This is a genomic window from Nocardioides cavernae, from assembly GCF_016907475.1.
GTDB lineage: Bacteria > Actinomycetota > Actinomycetes > Propionibacteriales > Nocardioidaceae > Nocardioides > Nocardioides cavernae.
Genome location: NZ_JAFBCA010000001.1, coordinates 4,371,431 through 4,388,494, shown reverse-complemented (window position 1 = coordinate 4,388,494; position 17,064 = coordinate 4,371,431). Strand labels below are relative to the sequence as shown.

Sequence of the window (17,064 nt, the reverse complement as noted above, 5' to 3'; positions counted from 1 at the left end):
CGATAACCTCCTCCGGATGCTCCGCGCAAGACTCCTCACCGCTGCCCTCGTCGTCGCCCCGCTGCTGTCGGGCTGCGTCGGCGACGAGCCGACCATCGCGGTGCTCGTGGCCGACGGCGGGGACTCCTCGTCCCGCGTGGTGGACCTCGACCGGCTCACCGACCGGGTGGAGTCGACCTGCGACGAGTGCCGCGTGCGGGTGTACGACGCCGAGGGCGACGCCGCCACCCAGAAGAGCCAGGCGCGCCAGGCGGAGGCCGCCTCGGCGGACGTGGTGGTCGTGGTGCCGGTCGACCCCGACGACCTCGACACCCTCGCCGGCGGCGACCTGCCCGTCATCTCGCTCGGTGAGCTCGTCCCCGGCTCGGACCGCTTCGTGGGCCTCGAGAGCGGCTCGCTGGCCCGCCAGACGGGCTCGGACGTGGAGGCCGCCCGCGACATCGTCCGCGGCGAGGAGAAGACGATGACGTACGTGCCGACGGGAGCGATGAGCGACCGTGCCGCCGACCTGGCCGTGGCCTACCTCGCCGACGAGCCCGTCGAGGGCGGCGAGGACGTCGACGGGGTGGAGTCGTGGCTCTACAGCGACCGCGACGTCACCGTCGACACCCTCACCTCCGTCCTGGTGGCCGAGGGGATCCTCACCCTCGACGACCTGTGCAGCGGTGACACGCGCAAGCAGTGTGCGAGGCTGGGACTGAGATGATGGCGCCCCGATGATCGAGATCCTCACCCCGGCCCAGGTCGACCGCGCCCGCCGCACCGGCGCCCTCGTCGGCGACATCCTGCAGACGCTGCGCTCGCGCAGCGACGTCGGCACCAACCTGCTCGACCTCGACCGCTGGACGGCCGAGATGATCCGCGAGGCGGGCGCCGAGTCCTGCTACGTCGACTACGCCCCGTCCTTCGGTCGGGGCCCGTTCGGCCACTACGTCTGCACGGCGGTCAACGACGCCGTGCTGCACGGGCGCCCGCGCGACCAGCGCCTCGCCGACGGCGACCTGCTCACCCTCGACCTCGCGGTCCGCCTCGACGGGGTCGCCGCCGACTCGGCCATCAGCTTCGTGGTGGGGGAGAGCCGCCCGGCGGGGAGCGTCGAGATGATCGAGACCACCGAGCGGGCGCTGGCCGCCGGCATCGCCGCCGCCGGCCCGGGCGCTCGGATCGGCGACCTGTCACACGCGATCGGCACGGTCCTGGGCGACGCGGGCTACCCGATCAACATGCAGTTCGGCGGCCACGGCATCGGCACGACGATGCACCAGGACCCCCACGTGTCCAACGACGGCCGACCGGGCCGGGGCTACAAGCTCCGCCCCGGCCTGCTGCTGGCGCTCGAGCCGTGGATCATGGCCGACACCGACGAGCTGGTGACCGACGACGACGGCTGGACGCTGCGCAGCGCCACCGGCTGCCTGACCGCGCACAGCGAGCACACGATCGCCATCACCGAGGACGGCGCGGAGGTCCTGACCCTCGCGACCTCCGCCTGACCCCTGTTAGTGCACCGTCTCCAACGGGGCCTCCGCCTCGCTCTCGGTGAGCGGGATGTCGGCTGAGTCGAGCTTGCTCGGCCACCAGATCTTGCCGCCCAGGTCGAGGTTGAGCGCCGTGACCAGGACCGACCGGACGACGAGTGTGTCGAGCATGACGCCGAGGGCCACGGCCACGCCCAGCTCGGCGAGGAACACCAGCGGCAGCGAGCCCAGCACCAGGAAGGTGGCGGCGAGGACGATGCCGGCCGAGGTGATGACGCCTCCGGTGGACGCCAGGCCGATGAGCGAGCCCTTGCGGGTGCCGTAGGTGACGGTCTCCTCCCTCACCCGGGTCATCAGGAAGATGTTGTAGTCGATGCCCAGCGCCACGAGGAACACGAAGGCGAACAGCGGGAACCCGGGGTCGGACCCGGCGAAGCCGAAGACGTACTCGAAGAGCAGCGCCGAGATGCCCAGCGCGGCGCCGAAGGACAGCACCACGGTCGCGATGAGGATCACGGGGGCGACGACGGCCCGCAGCAGCCCGATCAGGATCAGCAGCACGACTGCCAGCACCAGCGGCATGATGACCCAGCTGTCCCGCTCGGAGGCGATCTTGGTGTCGAGGTAGAACGCGGCACCGCCTCCGACGAGCGCGTCGGCACCCGTCACCCCGTGGACGGCCTCGCGGCTGGACTCCACGATGTCGGCCGCGGTGGTGGAGGAGATGTCGGCGTTGACGGTCGCCTCGAACCACACCCGGCCGTCGGAGATCGGCTGGACCTCTCCCGGGGCGCCGAGGCCCTCGACGCCCTCCAGCGACGCCGCGACGTCGGCTGCCTGGTCGGCGTTGGTGACGACCTGGATCGTGTTGGAGTTGTCGGCCAGGCCGTGGTCGGCGAGCAGCGCCTGGCCCTTGATGGAGTCGAACTCCTTCGTGTAGGTGTCCTCGGTGGAGAGCCCGGACGCGTCGAGCCGGAAGAGGCCGAGGCAGGCCAGCAGCAGGAGACCGGTGGTCGTGATCCAGACCCGGCGCGGGCGGTGGCTGATCGCGCGGCCGACGCGAGCCCAGAAGCCGTTGGCGGTGGGCTCGGCGCTGCGGTAGGCAGGGCGCTTGGGCCAGAAGACCCAGCGGCCGCAGATCACCAGCAGAGCGGGCAGCAGCGTCACCATCACGAGCATGGTGACGGCGACGCCGATGGCCAGGACCGGGCCGAGGCCGGCGGTGGAGTTGAGGTCGGCGAACGACAGGCACAGCATGCCGACGGCGACGGTCGCCGCGCTGGCGAAGATCGCCGGCGCGGCGCGGTGCAGCGCGAACGCCATCGCCTCGTGGCGGTCCTCGTGACGACGGAGCTCTTCCCTGTAGCGGGCGACGAGCAGCAACGCGTAGTCGGTGCCGGCCCCGATCACCAGGATGCTGAGGATGGCCTGGCTCTGGCCGTTGACCGTGAGGTCGGCGTACTTCGCGAGGAGGTAGACCAGGCCGGTCGCGATGAAGTTGGCCGAGACGGCGCAGAGGATCGGGAGCAGCCACAGGATCGGGCTCCGGTAGGTGAAGAGCAGGATCACGATGACGACGGCGAGCGTCGCGAAGATCAGGTTGGTGTCGATGCCCTCGAAGGCCTCGGCGGAGTCGGCGGCCTGGCCGCCGTAGCCGGCGAGGTGGACCTGTCCGCCGTCGAGCGTGGCGATGTCACGGATCTCGTCGGCGGCGTCGGGGATTGCGTTCCAGCCGTTGGCCCCGAAGTTGAGCACGAAGTAGAGGTAGGCGACCTCGCCGTCGTCGGACACCAGCGTCGGCACCGGCGCCCCCTGGGCCGCAGCTGCCTCCGCGGCCGCGGGCGTCAGCACGCCCTCGTCGGTGACACCGTCGATCTCGGCGATCTCCGGGCCGTCAGCCTCGATCTGGGCGAGGTCGTCCTCGGTCAGCCCTCCGTCACGCTGGTAGACCACCAGGGTGGGGATGTCGTTGGGGTCGACGGTCTCGGACAGCTCCTCCAGGACCTGGGTCGACTCCGCCGACTCGGGCAGCCACGAGGAGGCCTCGTTGTTCTGGACGGAGGTGAGCTTGGCCGAGAAGGTGGCCATGATCCCGGTGAGCGCCAGGACCGCCACGAGGACGACCCACTTGGTCACGCGGCCGGTCAGGGTGCCAGCGATCTGTCGGTGCATGCCCTTTAGTGGAGCAGCCGGGGGCCGTTGCGTGCATCGGTAATTGCCCTGAGGTCTAGACAGGGTCGGCCCCCCGGCGCCCCGTCAGCGGGTCTGGAGCCGGAACGGCGCCCGGGCGTCCATCGTCCCGCGCCGGGGTGCGACGGCGTACTCCATCGAGCCATCGACGCCGAGCCGCACGACCGCCCACCGGTCGGCCTGGTAGGTCACGACGAGCACGTGCCCGGCGTCCTCCCAGACCTCGTCGAAGTACGTCGCCGAGCGGCCGTTGCGGGCCGAGGTGAACGACCTCGCCACCGAGCCGTCGGCGGTGGTGAGGAGGTCGAGCGTCCCGGGGCCGAAGCCGTCGGCGTACGCCGGGGTGCCGAGGACGTGGCGGTTGTCAGGGGAGATGTCGGAGAGCTGGTTGTCGCAGGTGCGCCACTTCACGTTCCAGCTGCGCAGCATCGCGCTGCACGAGCCCATGTCGCTCAGCGAGGTGATGCCGCCGATCCACCGCCCGCGCCCGGTCGAGGTGAGTCGCAGGTGCGGCGGCCGGTCGACGATGCCGTGCGAGGACGTGTAGTAGGCGCGGTTGGGTCCGTTGACGTAGATCGAGCACCCGGTGCTCGTCGCGCTCTCCTTGCAGTCCTCGCCGAACAGCGCCACCGCCCGCCCCTTGCCGGAGATGGGGACCGGGTTGAACGACAGCACCCGGTCGCCCGCCTCGTCGATCGACCAGACCTTGCCGGCCCTGCCCGAGAAGGCGACGGCCTTGCCCTGGGCCGAGACCGCCAGTCCGTAGCCGGTGCGCCACTCGCGCGGGCCGGGGGTGCCGTCGGCGCCGATCCAGCGGGTCCTGGCACCGCCGGCACCGATGGTCTGGATGACGTGGCCGGAGCCCATCGGCGCGAACTGGTCGAGGCGGTTGGGCGCGGGCGTGCGGGTGCCGCCGGTCCCGTGGATCACGGTCCGGCCGGAACGCCGCTCGCTCCAGGCGACGGCGGGCGGGTCTCCCTGCTCGAGGCCGCGGACGTCGAGGACGGTCGTGGGGGCAGGACGGCTGCTCGTGTCAGCGGCGGAGGTCGCGGAGGTCGCCGGCGACAGCCCGGCGGCGAGGGCGAGGGCGGCGGCAGCGACCAGGGTGGCGCGCGAGGCCGCGCGGAAGGAGGGGGTCATGTCGAGGAGACGCTCCGGACCGGCGGCAGGTTGCCTGCGCCGCCGGGAAACGTGGGCGGGAGGCTGCGGCCCTCGTCGGCGAGCACGTCGCGGAGCCGCTCGGGGTGGTTGGTGATCAGCCCGTCGACCCCCAGGCGCACGAGGTGGCGCATGGTGGGCGCGTCGTCGACGACGTAGGGCACGACCGCCAGCTCCGCGGTGTGCGCGGCGTCGACCAGTTCCGCCGTCGTGAAGGGCTGGTACGCCGGATCGTCCACGCCGGAGCGGAACGGCGACCCGTGGATCGGCGAGATCGCCGTGAAGCCCTGCCGGGCTGCGGTGGTGATGAAGTCGTCGTCGACCGCGAGCCCGTCGAACCACGGCGACGGCGCCCCGCCGGCGCCCCCGAGGTACTTCGGGGAGACGAGCAGGTTGCGCGCGAGGGATGGCTCGGCCTCACCGACGCGGTCCAGCACGCCCCAGTCGAAGCACTGGATGCTCGTGCGGGGGACGAGCCCGTCCACGCGCAGGGCGTCGACGACCCGCTCGACGAACGCCTTACGGGAGGTGAGGCCGCTGGCGTCGAGGGCGTCGTACTTGATCTCGAGGTTGACCCGCACCCGGTCGGCGCCGCGCTCGGCGAGGAGCGCGGCGACCTGCCGGAGCAGCGGCATCGACGGCGGGAGGTCGGCGCGGCTGAGCTCGCGGATCCTCCTCGCGTCGGCCAGTCCGCCGTGGACGGTCGGGTCGTGGTGGACCACGACGTCGTCGTCCGCGGTCAGGTGGACGTCGAGCTCGAGGGTGGAGACCCCGAGCGCGAGGGCCCGACCGAAGGCCTCGAGCGTGTTCTCGGGCCAGAGCCCCGCACCGCCGCGGTGGGCTTGCAGGTCGAAGGTCACGTGTAGAGCTTGTCCACCACGTCGGCGTACTTGGTCTTCACGACGCGCCGCTTGAGCTTGAGCGTGGGCGTGAGCTCCTCCGACTCCGCGGTCCACTCGTCGGGCAGCAGCTCCCAGGCCTTGACCTGCTCGGGACGCGACAGCCGCTCGTTGGCCTTGTCGACCGCGGCCTGTGCCATCGCGCGGATCTCCGGCTTGGCCGACAGGTCGGCGAGGTCGGTGAACTCGACGCCCATCCTGGCCGCGACCAGCGGTGCGATCTCGCCGTCGAGGGTGAGGATCGCGACGACGTACGACTGGCCGTCACCGAGCGCCATGGCGTGGCCGACGATGGGCGACTCCTTGAGGTAGTTCTCGATGTTGGAGGGCGCGATGTTCTTGCCCGCCGAGGTGATGATCAGCTCCTTCTTGCGGTCGACCACCGAGTAGAAGCCGTCCTCGTCGACCGTGCCGATGTCCCCGGTGCGGATCCAGCCGGCCTCGTCGATGAGGTTGCGGGTCGCGGCCTCCTGCTTGTAGTAGCCGGGGGTGTTGACCGGGCCGCGGCACAGGATCTCGCCGTCCTCGGCGAGTCGCACCTCGACGCCGGGGTTGGGTCGCCCGACCGTGCCGAGCTTGAAGGCGTCGGGTCCGTTGGAGGTGAAGGCCCCGGTCGTCTCGGTCATGCCGTAGACGTCGTACACCCGCACGCCGAGCCCGCCCATGAACTTCGCGACCTCGAGCGGCATCGGGGCGGCGGCGCTCGCGGCCCACTGCACCTGGTCGAGGCCGAGCAGTAGGCGCAGGAACGCCAGGATCGCCTCGTCGGCCTTGGCGAAGGCCTCCTCGACCTCGGGCGTCATCGCGTTGCCGTACTCGTGGGCCTGCGTCCACGCGAGGCCCGCGGCCATCGCGTCGGTGACCAGCTTCTGGTTGGCGGGGTCGGGGTCCTCGGCGAGCTTGGCCGAGATGCCGGTCTTGATCTTCTCCCAGACGCGGGGGACGCCGAAGAAGGCGGTCGGATGCACCTCGCCGAGCGCCCCGAGGAGGCCCGCCGGGTCCGGGATCGCGTGCACGTGGCTGCCCAGGAACGGGGGAGCGTAGGTCGCCAGGATGCGCTCGGCGATGTGCGCGAGCGGCAGGTAGCTGATCGTGCGCTGCGGGCCGTGCAGGCCGCCGGCGTCGAGGGTGGAGACCGCCTCGTACATCACGTTGTGGTGGGTGAGCACCACGCCCTTGGGGTTGCCGGTGGTGCCGGAGGTGTAGAGGAACGTCGCCGGCAGGTCGGGGGTGATCCGCTCCATCCGCTCGTCGACGGGGCCGGTGTCGTCGCCGCGGGCAAGGAGGTCGGGCCACGTCATGACCCTCGGGTCGTCGACGCGGTCGGCGTCGGACAGCATGACCAGGTGGCGGATGGAGTCGACCTCCTCCAGCGCCCGCTCCCACCGCTGGTAGCGGTCGTGGTCCTCGAGCACCACCACGACGGGTCGTGACTCGCCCGCGATGAAGGCGACCTGGTCCTGGGCGAGGGTGTTGTAGATCGACATCGGCACGGCGGCCGCGGTCATGGCGCCGTAGTCGGCCAGCGTGTGCGCGGTGCGGTTGGCGGCCATGATCGCCACGGGGTCGCCCGGCTCGACCCCGAGGTCGATCAGGGCGGCGGCGACCCGGCGGGTCAGGTCCCACGTCTCGGTCCAGCTGATCGTCGACCACGTCTCGCCCTCGGCGACGTCGAACTTGTCGGAGAAGGCCGGTGCGTCGCCGTACGTCTCCGCTGCCTTCCGCACGGTGGCCGGCATGTGCAGCCCGAGGATGCGGGCCTCGTACTCCTCGCGCACTGCGAGGACGTCGGGGTGGGTGTCGGTCGCGGTCATCTCCGGCTCCTCGGGGTGCTGACGGGGTGTGGCGGGGGTCACATCATGATGGGCCGCGCCCTTGCTGGCTAGGGCCGACCGGTCCGGTGCGAGACCAGTCGACCGCACGGAGATGGGTACGTTCGACGCATGACCTCCGATCAGTCCACCACCGACGACATCGTCGCCGAGTCCGCGCTGCAGCTGTGGTCGGCGGCCCAGACCGACTTCGACCCCTTCGAGGTCGACTCGTCCGACTGGCCGGACACGGCCGTGCCGGTCCGCGACGTCGACATCGCAGTCGACACGCGGCTCGAGGTCGACGACGTACGCGCGGCGCTCGGACGGTTGGACGGGGTGAAGGTCGTGGTGGGTCGGGAGGCCGGGACGGTCAGCGTGCTGCGGGTGGTGCCGGCGGACACGCCGCTGTAGCCGGCTGCCGGAGCTCGGCCTGCACCGTCGCGAGACGCACCAGGAAGGCGCGCTCGTCGAGCCGCTTGCGGCGCAGCCAGCCGGTGACCTCGTCGTTGCACTTGCTCGCGTTGCACGAGGCGCACGCGGGGACGACGTTGAGCAGCGTGTAGCGACCGCCGCGGGAGATCGGGAGCACGCAGTCCTTCTGCAGCGCGCCGGCCGTCGCACCGCAGTAGGCGCACCCTCCCCAGGCGTCCTGCAGCGCGGTCCAGTCGTCAGGGCTGAGGTCGTGCTCGACGCTCGCCATCCGCCGCTGGCGCTTCCGGGCCGCTCTCGCGCGGCGGGTGCGGGGCGCTGGCATGGAGTCAGGGTAGGGGTGGTGCGTCCCCGATCCGCGTCACAGCACCGAGAAGCCGGGCGGAAGTCCCTCCCGCCCGGTGGCGGCACGCAGGAGGGCCGTGGCACGACCGTCGCTGACGGCGAGCTGCGCGACCAGGTCGAAGGCCTGCGCGGCGGGGGCCGGTGGCGGCTCGGACGCCAGGCCCAGGGCGGCTGCGAGGTCCGCGGTGTGGACGACGAGCTCGAAGGTGCGGGTCGGCAGGTAGTCCGCCAGCCGCATCCCGCCGGCGATCGTGGTGACCACCTCGGTGCCCTCGCACGCCGCGACCAGGGGAACCACTCGGGCGGCGAGCGCCGCGACGGCGGCAGCCGGGTCCGTCCCCAGCGCCTCGCCGGCTGCCCTGCCGCGAGCCGCGACGTCGGGTCCCGCGGCGACAGCCCGGGTCGCGCGGTAGTAGTCCGCCGCCGAACCGACCTCGACGGAGTCCGCAGGGCTGGCGAGGTACGTCTCGACCGTCAGCAGCGCACGGCTGGTGTGGCCCACCAGGCTGCGCACGTCCCACTCGCCCAGGCCGGGCTCCGTCCACCGGCCGCCCGCCAGGGCGGCGGTGGTGACGAACCACTCGGCCGCGTCGCCGAACGCCCGGCAGGAGGTCGTCCACTCGAAGTCCATCTCGGGAGGGTAGGACGCGGCACCACTGCGCGTCTTCACTGCCCGTTCGGGTGGCGCCCGATGGCGGCGACACGTCCCACCATTCCAACCAGCCCGTCTCCCTCAGGTCTCGCCCCGGCGTGCCGATCACCCGGACGTGACCACCGCACCGCTCGTGGACCCGGCGGACCTGCTCGAGACCGAGCGGGTGGTCTTCGGGCTTACCCACGCCGACATCGGCGCTGCAGTGGTCGAGGCGTGGGGACTCCCGTTGACGATCGTCGACGGCATCCGGGACCACCACGAGGCGCACGAGGACCTGTCCGCCGTGAGTGCGGCAGTGGCGCTGGCATGCGCGATGTCGTTCGAGATCACCACCCGTGACACGGACCCGGAGGAGCAGGAGAGCGAGGTGGCCCGACGCCGTGAGGTCACGCCCCTGATGAAGATCCTGCAGCTCGACGACGACGACTACCGCGAGATCGTGGCGAGGTCGAGCGAGCGGTTCGACGAGGTGGCCGACCGCTACGGTGGCTGAGCCCGCGGCACGGGGCCCGCGGGAACGCATCGCGTGACGGGCGGCGATGGGACGCATCGACGCCGATCCCCGAAGTCGAGTACGTCCGGGTGCGCGCGCGTGCTCGTGCGTGTCCGGGCAGGGAACGTGGGGTCGACGTTGGGAGGGACTTCATGCGCGGGCTCGTGCGAGCGGCGGTGGCCGCCTTGATCGCGCTCGCGGGTGCGCTGTGGGTGGCTGCCGCGGCGCAGCGCTGGTGGCCCGCCTGCAAGCTCGGCGACTTCGACGCCGTTGCGTGCATCCAGCTCCAGGACCATCTGTACGACTACGTCGCACCGACTGCTCCGTGGGTCGCCGTCGGCAACGCGGCTCAGCTCGCCGGAGTCGCGATGACTCTCCTGGCCATCGGGGTGACGTTGCTGCCGTGGTTGTGGCTGCCCCGCCGCCCGCTCGTGTGCCTGGCGGTGGCGTTTCCCGCGCTGTCTGTCCTTCTCATCGGTGGGTCGACGTGGCATGCCGGACTCAGCCACGAGGCCCTGGCAGCGGGAGTTCTTCCCACGATCCTGGTCTGGTCCTTCGGCCTGCCGATCGCACTGGCACTGGCCGCGGCGACGAGCCGCGACGACCACACCGCTCGGCGGACGACGCGGTGGCGCGTCGTCGTCACCGTCCTCATCGCCATGGCCACCCCGTTGGCGGAGCTCATCTTCGCCCCGATCCTGCTCGGGTACATGTCGCATGACTCCACGCCTTGGACGGGAGCGGTGACAGGAGCACTGCTCGTCGCGGCAGGGTGCGCTGTGTGGCCGGCGACGTCCGGACCCCGGCGGCCGAGTGCAGCTCGGACATCTGCGGGTCGAGGCCGCCGAAGCTTCCTCGGTGAGGCGTGGGAGGCGCCGACGACCGCGCCACCGGGTCACCGGAGGCGCTGACCGTCCCTGCGGCGATCTGGAACTTGGCTGGACCACCGTGGTGGCGCCTATCCGGCGACAACTGGCCGGATGGGCGCTGGTCCGCGCCTGCGGCCGAGCGGCACGCTTGATCACGGTACGGCTCGGAGGTGAGCACCTGAGCCGGCCATCGGCGAGGGGTCGGTCACGAGTCGCGGGAGGCGTTCATGAGTGTCGGATTCATCGGGCTCGGAAACATGGGCCTGCCCATGGCGCTCAACATGGTTCGTGCGGGTACGACCCTGATGGTCTGGAACCGGTCTCGCGACAAGGCAGAACTCGTGGCCGAGGCCGGCGCCACGGTCGCTCGTAGTCCGGCTCACGTGTTCCGCGACTCGACGACGGTGTTCCTCATGCTGGCGAACGGCGCGGTCATCGACGAGGTGCTCGAGCGTGGCACCCCCCGCTTCGACCAGATGGTGTCCGGACGGACGCTCGTCCACATGGGCACGACGGCGGCGGCGTACTCGGAGCGACTCTCCAGGGACATCGAGTCGGCAGGCGGCCGCTTTGTCGAGGCGCCGGTGTCGGGGTCGCGTCGCCCCGCGGAGGCAGGTCAGCTGGTGGGCATGGTGGCCGGCCCGACCGCAGCCGTGGATGCGGTCCTTCCCCTGCTCGCACCGCTGTGCTCGACCACGGTCATGTGCGGTGAGGTCCCGAACGCCACGCGCATGAAGCTGGCAGTCAACCTCTTCCTCATCACCCAGGTCGCGGGCCTCGCGGAGGCGTTCCACTTCGCCGAGAACAACGGCTTGGACGTCGAGGCCTTTCGTTCGGTGCTGGACGCCGGGCCGATGGCCAGCGGCGTCTCTCGGATCAAGTTGGAGAAGCTGGTGCTGGGCGACTTCGAGGTGCAGGCGTCGATCAGTGACGTGCACTACAACAGCCGTCTCGTCGCGGAGGCAGCCCGTCGGGCCGGCGTGTCCTCTCCCGTCCTCGACACCTGCCGCGACCTGTTCGCGGAGGCCGAGCAGCTGGGTCACGGTCATGCAGACATGGTTGCGGTGCTGCGAGCGATCGAGGCGCGCACCGAAGCCAGGGGACCGGGACCTGGCTGACCGCGGGTCGGTGACCACAGCGCGGATCGTCGCGCCGCCCCGATCGTGCCAAGGCGGCGAAACGGGCGTCGAGCAGATCGGACCTGCTCGGTGTCGCCGCCTATCTGCGTCGGTGGAAGCGGTAGTCGCCGTTGGGGAGGCGTTGGAGGCGCCATCGTGGTCCGTGGGCTCGATGGTGGTGGTGGCTGCAGGGCAGGACGCCGTTGTCGAGGTCGGTCCGGCCGGTCGGCACCCAGGGATCGAGGTGGTGGGCCTCGCACCAGGTGCCGGGGACGTCGCAGCCCTCGCCGCGGCAGGTGCGGTCGCGGACCAGGAGTGCCTTGCGCTGGGCGGGTGTGTAGAGGCGGCGGGTGCGGCCGAGGTCGAGGGGGAGGCTGTCGCCGCCGAGGACGACGGGCAGGATCTTCGCCGTGCACGCCAGGCGTCGTGCCTGGGCGGCCGTGAGCTGGTCGCCGGTGAGGTCGTCGCCCGGGACGAGGCCGGCGCCGATGAGGTCGGCGGTGGCGAGGTCGGCCCTCAGCGCGTCCAGGGACACGGTGACCACGAGGGTGGTGGCGTCGCCGCCGTGGATCGGGAGCCGGGTGGGGTCGAGGGACTCGAGGAGCTGGACGAACGCCTGCCCCATCCGCTTCGGGTAGGCCAGCCGCGGCACCGGGTCACCGGCCGTAGCCGCGCCCTGCGGATCGCGTGCTGCCCGCGGGTTGGTGAACGCTTCGAGGTAGGTCGCGAGCCGGGTGGCGGCGGCGTCGGGCAGGCGGGAGGAGAGGCGGGTGGTGCCGTCGCCGAGGCGACGCATCGTGAGCCGGGTGAGATCGGCCGCGTGGGTTTCGAGGTCGGCCAGGCGGGCGGCTTCGGTGGCTTCGGCGATCTCGGGGGCGACGACGTCGAGGATCCGGCGTCCGATGCGGCCGAGCTCCTTCGGCCCGAACTCCCCGGCACGGTCGACGAGGTGTGCCTCGGCCGCCGCCACGGTCTCGGCACCCACCCCAGCGGGCAGCAAGCGGAGCGCGCGGTCGATCACCCGAGCCCGGGCCAGCGATGCCGCACCCTCGCGCATCGCCGCCGCCACCGCGGGCCGCTCCCGGTCCAGCGCGCCGGCCAGGCGCAGGTCGGATCGCGCGTCGGCGTACGACGTCCGGGTGTGCTGCGCCAACCAGCCCGCCGCGTCCTTCGCCGCAGTGTCAGCGGCGAGGTCACCGGCGTCGGCGAGGATCCGCAACCGCAGCTCGACCAGCTGGGCCTCCGCCGCCACCAGCTCACGCAGCGCCGCCGCCTTCTCGCTGACCGTCATGAACGTCGGGTTCGCGCCAGCCACGGCCTTGAGCGACGCCCGGACGTCGCAGGCCGCGGCGATGATCGGATGACGAGTCACGGGCGGCCTCCTTCGACGACGGGTTCCACGCCACACGCACGTGCGGCAGGTCAACGGGTCGTCACCAGGACGCCAACTGGGCCAAGGCCCTCGTAGCACACCTCTCAGCTGAGGTTCATCGCCATCTTACCTTCATTCGCTCATATTCGCAAGCATGTTCGATCACCTGTAGCGGTGATCAGCGACCTGACACGTCCCGTGCGCCCGGTGTGACCTCCGTCCACCTGTGGCCGTCACGGGACAGCGCGACCGTACGCATCCCGGTGCGGGCGACGATCCATCCACCCGATGGGTAGATCCCAACGGCCCAGAAGGGACCGAATAGCCTCGGGGCGTCGGCCACGAGCTTCGGCGCGGCACCGGGCGAGGCGAGTCGCCAGATCTGTCCCGGCCGGTTGCAGGCGAGCTCGTCGCAGTAGTGCTCCGAGCCCGTCACCTCCGCGATGAGCAGCGCGCCGTCCGGGGTGAACGCCATGCCGCCGAAGCGCAGCCGGTCCCACGGCAGCTCGACACGGCGGAATTCTTTCTCGTCACCGGTCCACCACAGCTCCCACAGGTACTTCGGGAGGTCCGGCAGCATGTCCGACATCGCGATCGCCTGGAGGCGCCCGGGGCCAACGGCAAGCGTCGACTCGTCTGCGTACCGCCAGAGGTACTTGACCCCGAGCGGCAGTGCCACGTCCCTCCTGTCCCACGACAGGCCTTTGTCGGTGGAGGTCTCGAAACGCCACACTCCGTCGCCGACGCCGTTCCGGTAGCCGACGGTGGTCATCAGCGAGCCGTTGCGACCGGGCAGGCTCCCACGTACGTCACCGAGTGGCGAGCCGGGGATCGGGTAGATCTCTGCGGCCTCCACGTCGGCCGCCCACATGCCCTGGGACCCGTCCCCATCGGTCCTGAGACCATCGCCCGGGTCCACCGGCAGGTCCCCGATCAGGTTGTAGAGGCCGATCCCGAGGAGTTCGCTGTCCGCGTCGAGACTGGTGTCCTCCGCGACCCGTAACGGCTTCGTCTCGCCACCCGGGTAGAGGACGAAGGGCGGGTACGACCTGCGGGGCCACTGGTCCTGTGCCTTGATCCCGACCGCACCCTCGCCCAGCGGCAGGTAGTCAACGAGGTCGGCGAGCTCGTGGCTGATGCGCAGCCGGGTGGCGTGGGCCCAGTTGTCGTCCGTGGTCGCGATGATCGTCCCCCGGTCGACTCTGACCCGGGTGTCGACGAAGTAGGCGACGGCAGCTTTGCGGGAGGTGTAGTCCACGTCCCGCAGCTCGAAGCCGGGTGGGATGCGATCGAGGTGCTCCACCCTCTCGAGGAGGTGCGTCAGCTTGTCGAGCCGGTGCTGCGACATCGGCCGGGGCGAGGAGGGCGTGGTCGAGTCCGCGTCCGCGGGCGCGGAGGACTCGGTCGACTCGGGCGGCTCGAGTCGGGCCTCGCCGTCGCTACAGCCGGCGACGAGAGCGGCGAGCAGCACCGTCGCGAGGGGCAACGTGTCTCGGGTCCTCATGTCCTCAGGATGGAAGCTCGCCCCGTGCGGCGCACGGGTCGCGAGTCCCGACCGGACCGGGAACGTCAGGTAGCCCCGGACCTTCGTCGCAGTGCCGTTCGCGATGGTCTACTTCAGCGGCATCGACATGGGCTGCTGAGGCGGACCGCTGATCGTCAGCCGGCCCTGCGGGCGGACTCGCGTCGACGCCGCCTGTCGTTGAGCTCCCTCACGTTGTGCCGCACGACGGGGCTCACACCGTCCTGACCCGCAGCGGTCCCGAGCCGGTCGCGGAAGTCGTCCTCGCCCCCCACCGCGGGATAGAAACCGCGCGACATGCACAGGGCCCACAGCATCCCCGCGTTGCCGAGCTCCGGCAGCGCTTGCAGGAACCTCTCCGCATAGGCCGTCACCAGGTCGTCCTGGCCAGGCCGCCAGAAGGACCGGCCGACCAGGAAGAGGACGTCCTGCGGGACCTTGCGGTCGATCATCACGGCCTGCCAGGCGGTTTCCTTCGCCTCGGCGCTCGGACGGGCCGTCCGGGCCCGCAGGGCGTTCACCCACGCGTCGGGGTCCGGGTCCTCGGCGAGCAACGACTCGACGTCCGACTCAACCAGCTGGTCGAGCTCGCCGAGACGGATGAGGCGTCTCCACCGCAGGTCCGGCTCGGTTGCGTGCGCGGCGAGGAACTCCAGCTGCGTCGGTGTGGTGGCGCTCTGCGCGAGGCCGCGCAGTGCAGCCAGCCGGCGACCCGGTGCGTCCGCCAACGAGATGCACAGGTCGCTGACCCGCGACTGGAGGTGGTCGCGCGCCGCGGTGGGCGCCCAGTGGTCAGCCGCATCGACGAGCCGTCCGAGGAGGGGTTCGATGACGGAGTCGGCCGTCTCGCGCGACAGCACCCCCACGCCGCAGTCGACGAGCTGTTCGGCGCCCAGCTCTCCGTCGTAGAGCAGGCTCCACGCAGTGGTGAGCGCCAACGTGCGTCCCACCGCGGTCGGGAGCTCTCCTCCGCGGGTCAGCAGGATCTCCAGGGACACCGGGTCCGGGCGGACGGTGGCGAAGGTGAGGTCGTCGTCGTTGACCAGCAGCAGGTCCCCGTCAGCGCCACCGTCGACCTGCGTCCGTTCGCCGGCGACCTCGACGGACAGCGTCTCGAGCAGGGTGAGGCCCTCGCTGCTCGCGGCGTACGACCCGATCTGCAGGCGGTGCGGCAGTGGTGCCCGGCCGCCCGGCGCCGTCGCCACCAGGACGCGTCCGCCGTCCTGCCGTTCGAGCGTGAGTCGATCGGCCCCTGACGTCTCCAGCCAGCTCACGACCCAGTCGGACAGGTCGCGGCCGCTCGCCGACTCGATCTCCGCGATCAGGTCATCGAGCGTGGTGTTGCCCCAGGCGTACGTGGCGAAGTAGCTCCTCAGCCCCTCGAGGAAGGAGTCCTCGCCGACGAAGGCGACGAGCTGCTTGAGGACCGCGGCGCCCTTCGGGTAGGTGATGGCGTCGAAGCTCGCCGCGGCTGTCGCGACGTCGACGAGCTCCTGACGGATCGGATGCGTGGTCGGCGCTGCGTCAGCGGCGTACGCATCCTGCTTCTCGGTGGCGAGCATCTGGGCCCACATGTCGGTGAACTCCGTGCAGCGGACGGCGGACCAGGCGCAGGCCCACTCCGCGAAGGACTCGTTGAGCCAGAGGTCGTCCCACCAGCGCATGGTCACCATGTCGCCGAACCACATGTGCGCCATCTCGTGGAGCAGGACCAGGGCTCGCTCCTCCCGGTCGGCGTAGGAGGGCGGGTCGCGGAAGATGAAGACGTCGCTCCACGTGACACAGCCGTAGTTCTCCATGGCGCCGCCGAACTCCGGCACGAAGACCTGGTCGTAGCGGGGTTCCGGGAAGGCCATCGCGAACTGCTCGCCGTAGAAGGCGAGGCCCTTCGAGGTGAGGTCGAAGAGCTCCTCGGCATCCCGGTCCAGCATCGGGGCGAGGGACCGCCGCGCGTACAGGCCGAGGTCGTAGCCGTCCCGTGTGCTGCGCAGCTCCACGAAGGGCCCGGCGTTGACGACCGGGACGTAGGTCGACAACCGGGGCGTGTCCGTGAAGGTCCACCGCCGCGTGCCGTCGGCTGTCGTGACCGCTGCGCTGCCCATGTTGCTCGTGACCAGCCAGTCGACGGGTGCGTGGACGCTGATGCCGAAGACGGCCTTGAGGTCGGGCTGGTCGAAGCAGGGAAACACCACGCGGGCGTCGTCCGGCTCGAAGCTCGTCCACACGTAGACCGCGCCGTCGCTCGGGTCCACCGAGCGGTGGATGCCCTGACCGGCATCGGTGCGGCGCTGGACCGAGCGCACCACCAGCACGTTGTCGGGCCCGAGGTCGGGTAGCTCAAGGCGTCCGAGCGGGGGTGTCCCTGTAGCCAACGCACGGCCGTTGAGCGTGGCCTCCTCGACGTCCGACAGGCAGTCGACGAACGTCGTGCCTCCTGCCGTGGCCGCTGAGAACGCGATGGTGGTCGTGACACGGAGGGTGTCGCCCTCTGCCAGGCCGGTGAGGTCGAGCTCCAGGTCGTAGCGGTCGACCTCGAGGAGTGCCGCGCGCTCGCGTGCCTCGTCCTGCGTCAGACTCCGGGCCTCGGACATGCTGCACGGTAGCGCCGAACCGGGTCGAGGAGGGTGGCTGGCGTCGACTGGTCTACACGGCAGCTGGTTCGGGAGGACGATGGAACGTTCCTGCCCTCTGGTGACGATCAGTGGGTGAGGGCGAGAAGTGC

General features: G+C 71.2%; 15 protein-coding genes. 6 read left to right on the top strand and 9 right to left on the bottom strand.

Annotated elements, in window-relative coordinates:
* The first annotated feature begins 16 nt into the window (after positions 1 to 16).
* Positions 17 to 706, top strand: a complete 690-nt coding sequence (locus JOD65_RS20685) for a type 1 periplasmic-binding domain-containing protein (protein WP_191194742.1) — start codon at positions 17 to 19, stop codon at positions 704 to 706.
* A 10-nt stretch (positions 707 to 716) separates the two neighbouring features.
* Entirely contained in the window at positions 717 to 1,493 is a 777-nt protein-coding gene (gene map, locus JOD65_RS20680) for a type I methionyl aminopeptidase (protein ID WP_191194743.1), read from the top strand.
* A 6-nt stretch (positions 1,494 to 1,499) separates the two neighbouring features.
* Here the strand turns inward: map and JOD65_RS20675 are convergent, their stop codons facing one another.
* From JOD65_RS20675 to JOD65_RS20660, 4 genes are all read right to left on the bottom strand, one after another.
* Complete coding sequence (locus tag JOD65_RS20675) at positions 1,500 to 3,650, bottom strand: MMPL family transporter (protein WP_191194744.1); 2,151 nt, start codon at positions 3,648 to 3,650, stop codon at positions 1,500 to 1,502.
* A gap of 84 nt (positions 3,651 to 3,734) precedes the next feature.
* A complete protein-coding gene (locus tag JOD65_RS20670; protein WP_191194745.1) occupies positions 3,735 to 4,808 on the bottom strand; it encodes a hypothetical protein in 1,074 nt (357 codons plus the stop codon).
* The gene (locus JOD65_RS20665) at positions 4,805 to 5,686 is read right to left on the bottom strand and encodes a glycerophosphodiester phosphodiesterase family protein (RefSeq protein ID WP_191194746.1); all 882 of its coding nucleotides are present in this window, start codon (positions 5,684 to 5,686) and stop codon (positions 4,805 to 4,807) included. The genes JOD65_RS20670 and JOD65_RS20665 overlap by 4 nt, the downstream gene beginning before the upstream one ends.
* Positions 5,683 to 7,539 carry an AMP-dependent synthetase/ligase gene (locus JOD65_RS20660; protein WP_191194747.1) on the bottom strand — a complete coding sequence of 619 codons (1,857 nt, stop codon included), beginning with the start codon at positions 7,537 to 7,539 and terminating at the stop codon, positions 5,683 to 5,685. Before JOD65_RS20660 ends, JOD65_RS20665 begins: the two co-directional genes overlap by 4 nt.
* A 129-nt stretch (positions 7,540 to 7,668) precedes the next feature.
* On the opposite strand from JOD65_RS20660, the gene JOD65_RS20655 reads away from it, so the two are divergent.
* The gene (locus JOD65_RS20655; protein ID WP_191194748.1) at positions 7,669 to 7,950 is read left to right on the top strand and encodes a hypothetical protein; all 282 of its coding nucleotides are present in this window, start codon (positions 7,669 to 7,671) and stop codon (positions 7,948 to 7,950) included.
* On the opposite strand, the gene JOD65_RS20650 is transcribed toward JOD65_RS20655, so the two are convergent.
* Positions 7,910 to 8,293 (bottom strand): HNH endonuclease, encoded by a 384-nt coding sequence (locus JOD65_RS20650; protein ID WP_191194749.1) that lies wholly within the window; start codon positions 8,291 to 8,293, stop codon positions 7,910 to 7,912. The two genes, JOD65_RS20655 and JOD65_RS20650, sit on opposite strands and share 41 nt — an antisense overlap.
* A 36-nt stretch (positions 8,294 to 8,329) precedes the next feature.
* Entirely contained in the window at positions 8,330 to 8,944 is a 615-nt protein-coding gene (locus JOD65_RS20645; RefSeq protein ID WP_191194750.1) for a maleylpyruvate isomerase N-terminal domain-containing protein, read from the bottom strand.
* A 136-nt stretch (positions 8,945 to 9,080) separates the two neighbouring features.
* Here JOD65_RS20645 and JOD65_RS20640 point away from each other — a divergent pair, with 136 nt between their 5' ends.
* The 3 genes from JOD65_RS20640 to JOD65_RS20630 all read left to right on the top strand — a co-directional run bounded on the left by JOD65_RS20640 (position 9,081) and on the right by JOD65_RS20630 (position 11,448).
* On the top strand, positions 9,081 to 9,461 hold the full coding sequence (locus tag JOD65_RS20640) for an HDOD domain-containing protein (protein ID WP_191194751.1): 381 nt from the start codon (positions 9,081 to 9,083) through the stop codon (positions 9,459 to 9,461).
* A 152-nt stretch (positions 9,462 to 9,613) separates the two neighbouring features.
* On the top strand, positions 9,614 to 10,372 hold the full coding sequence (locus JOD65_RS20635; protein WP_191194752.1) for a hypothetical protein: 759 nt from the start codon (positions 9,614 to 9,616) through the stop codon (positions 10,370 to 10,372).
* A gap of 185 nt (positions 10,373 to 10,557) precedes the next feature.
* Positions 10,558 to 11,448: an NAD(P)-dependent oxidoreductase gene (locus tag JOD65_RS20630; RefSeq protein ID WP_191194753.1), complete on the top strand. Its 891-nt coding sequence runs from the start codon at positions 10,558 to 10,560 to the stop codon at positions 11,446 to 11,448.
* Positions 11,449 to 11,548: 100 nt separating this feature from the next.
* On the opposite strand, the gene JOD65_RS20625 is transcribed toward JOD65_RS20630, so the two are convergent.
* The 3 genes from JOD65_RS20625 to pepN form a co-directional block, all read right to left on the bottom strand.
* Complete coding sequence (locus JOD65_RS20625) at positions 11,549 to 12,820, bottom strand: HNH endonuclease signature motif containing protein (protein ID WP_307821307.1); 1,272 nt, start codon at positions 12,818 to 12,820, stop codon at positions 11,549 to 11,551.
* A gap of 178 nt (positions 12,821 to 12,998) precedes the next feature.
* Complete coding sequence (locus JOD65_RS20620) at positions 12,999 to 14,324, bottom strand: hypothetical protein (protein WP_191194754.1); 1,326 nt, start codon at positions 14,322 to 14,324, stop codon at positions 12,999 to 13,001.
* A 155-nt stretch (positions 14,325 to 14,479) separates the two neighbouring features.
* On the bottom strand, positions 14,480 to 16,933 hold the full coding sequence (gene pepN / locus JOD65_RS20615) for an aminopeptidase N (protein WP_191194755.1): 2,454 nt from the start codon (positions 16,931 to 16,933) through the stop codon (positions 14,480 to 14,482).
* Between the last annotated feature and the right edge of the window lie 131 nt (positions 16,934 to 17,064).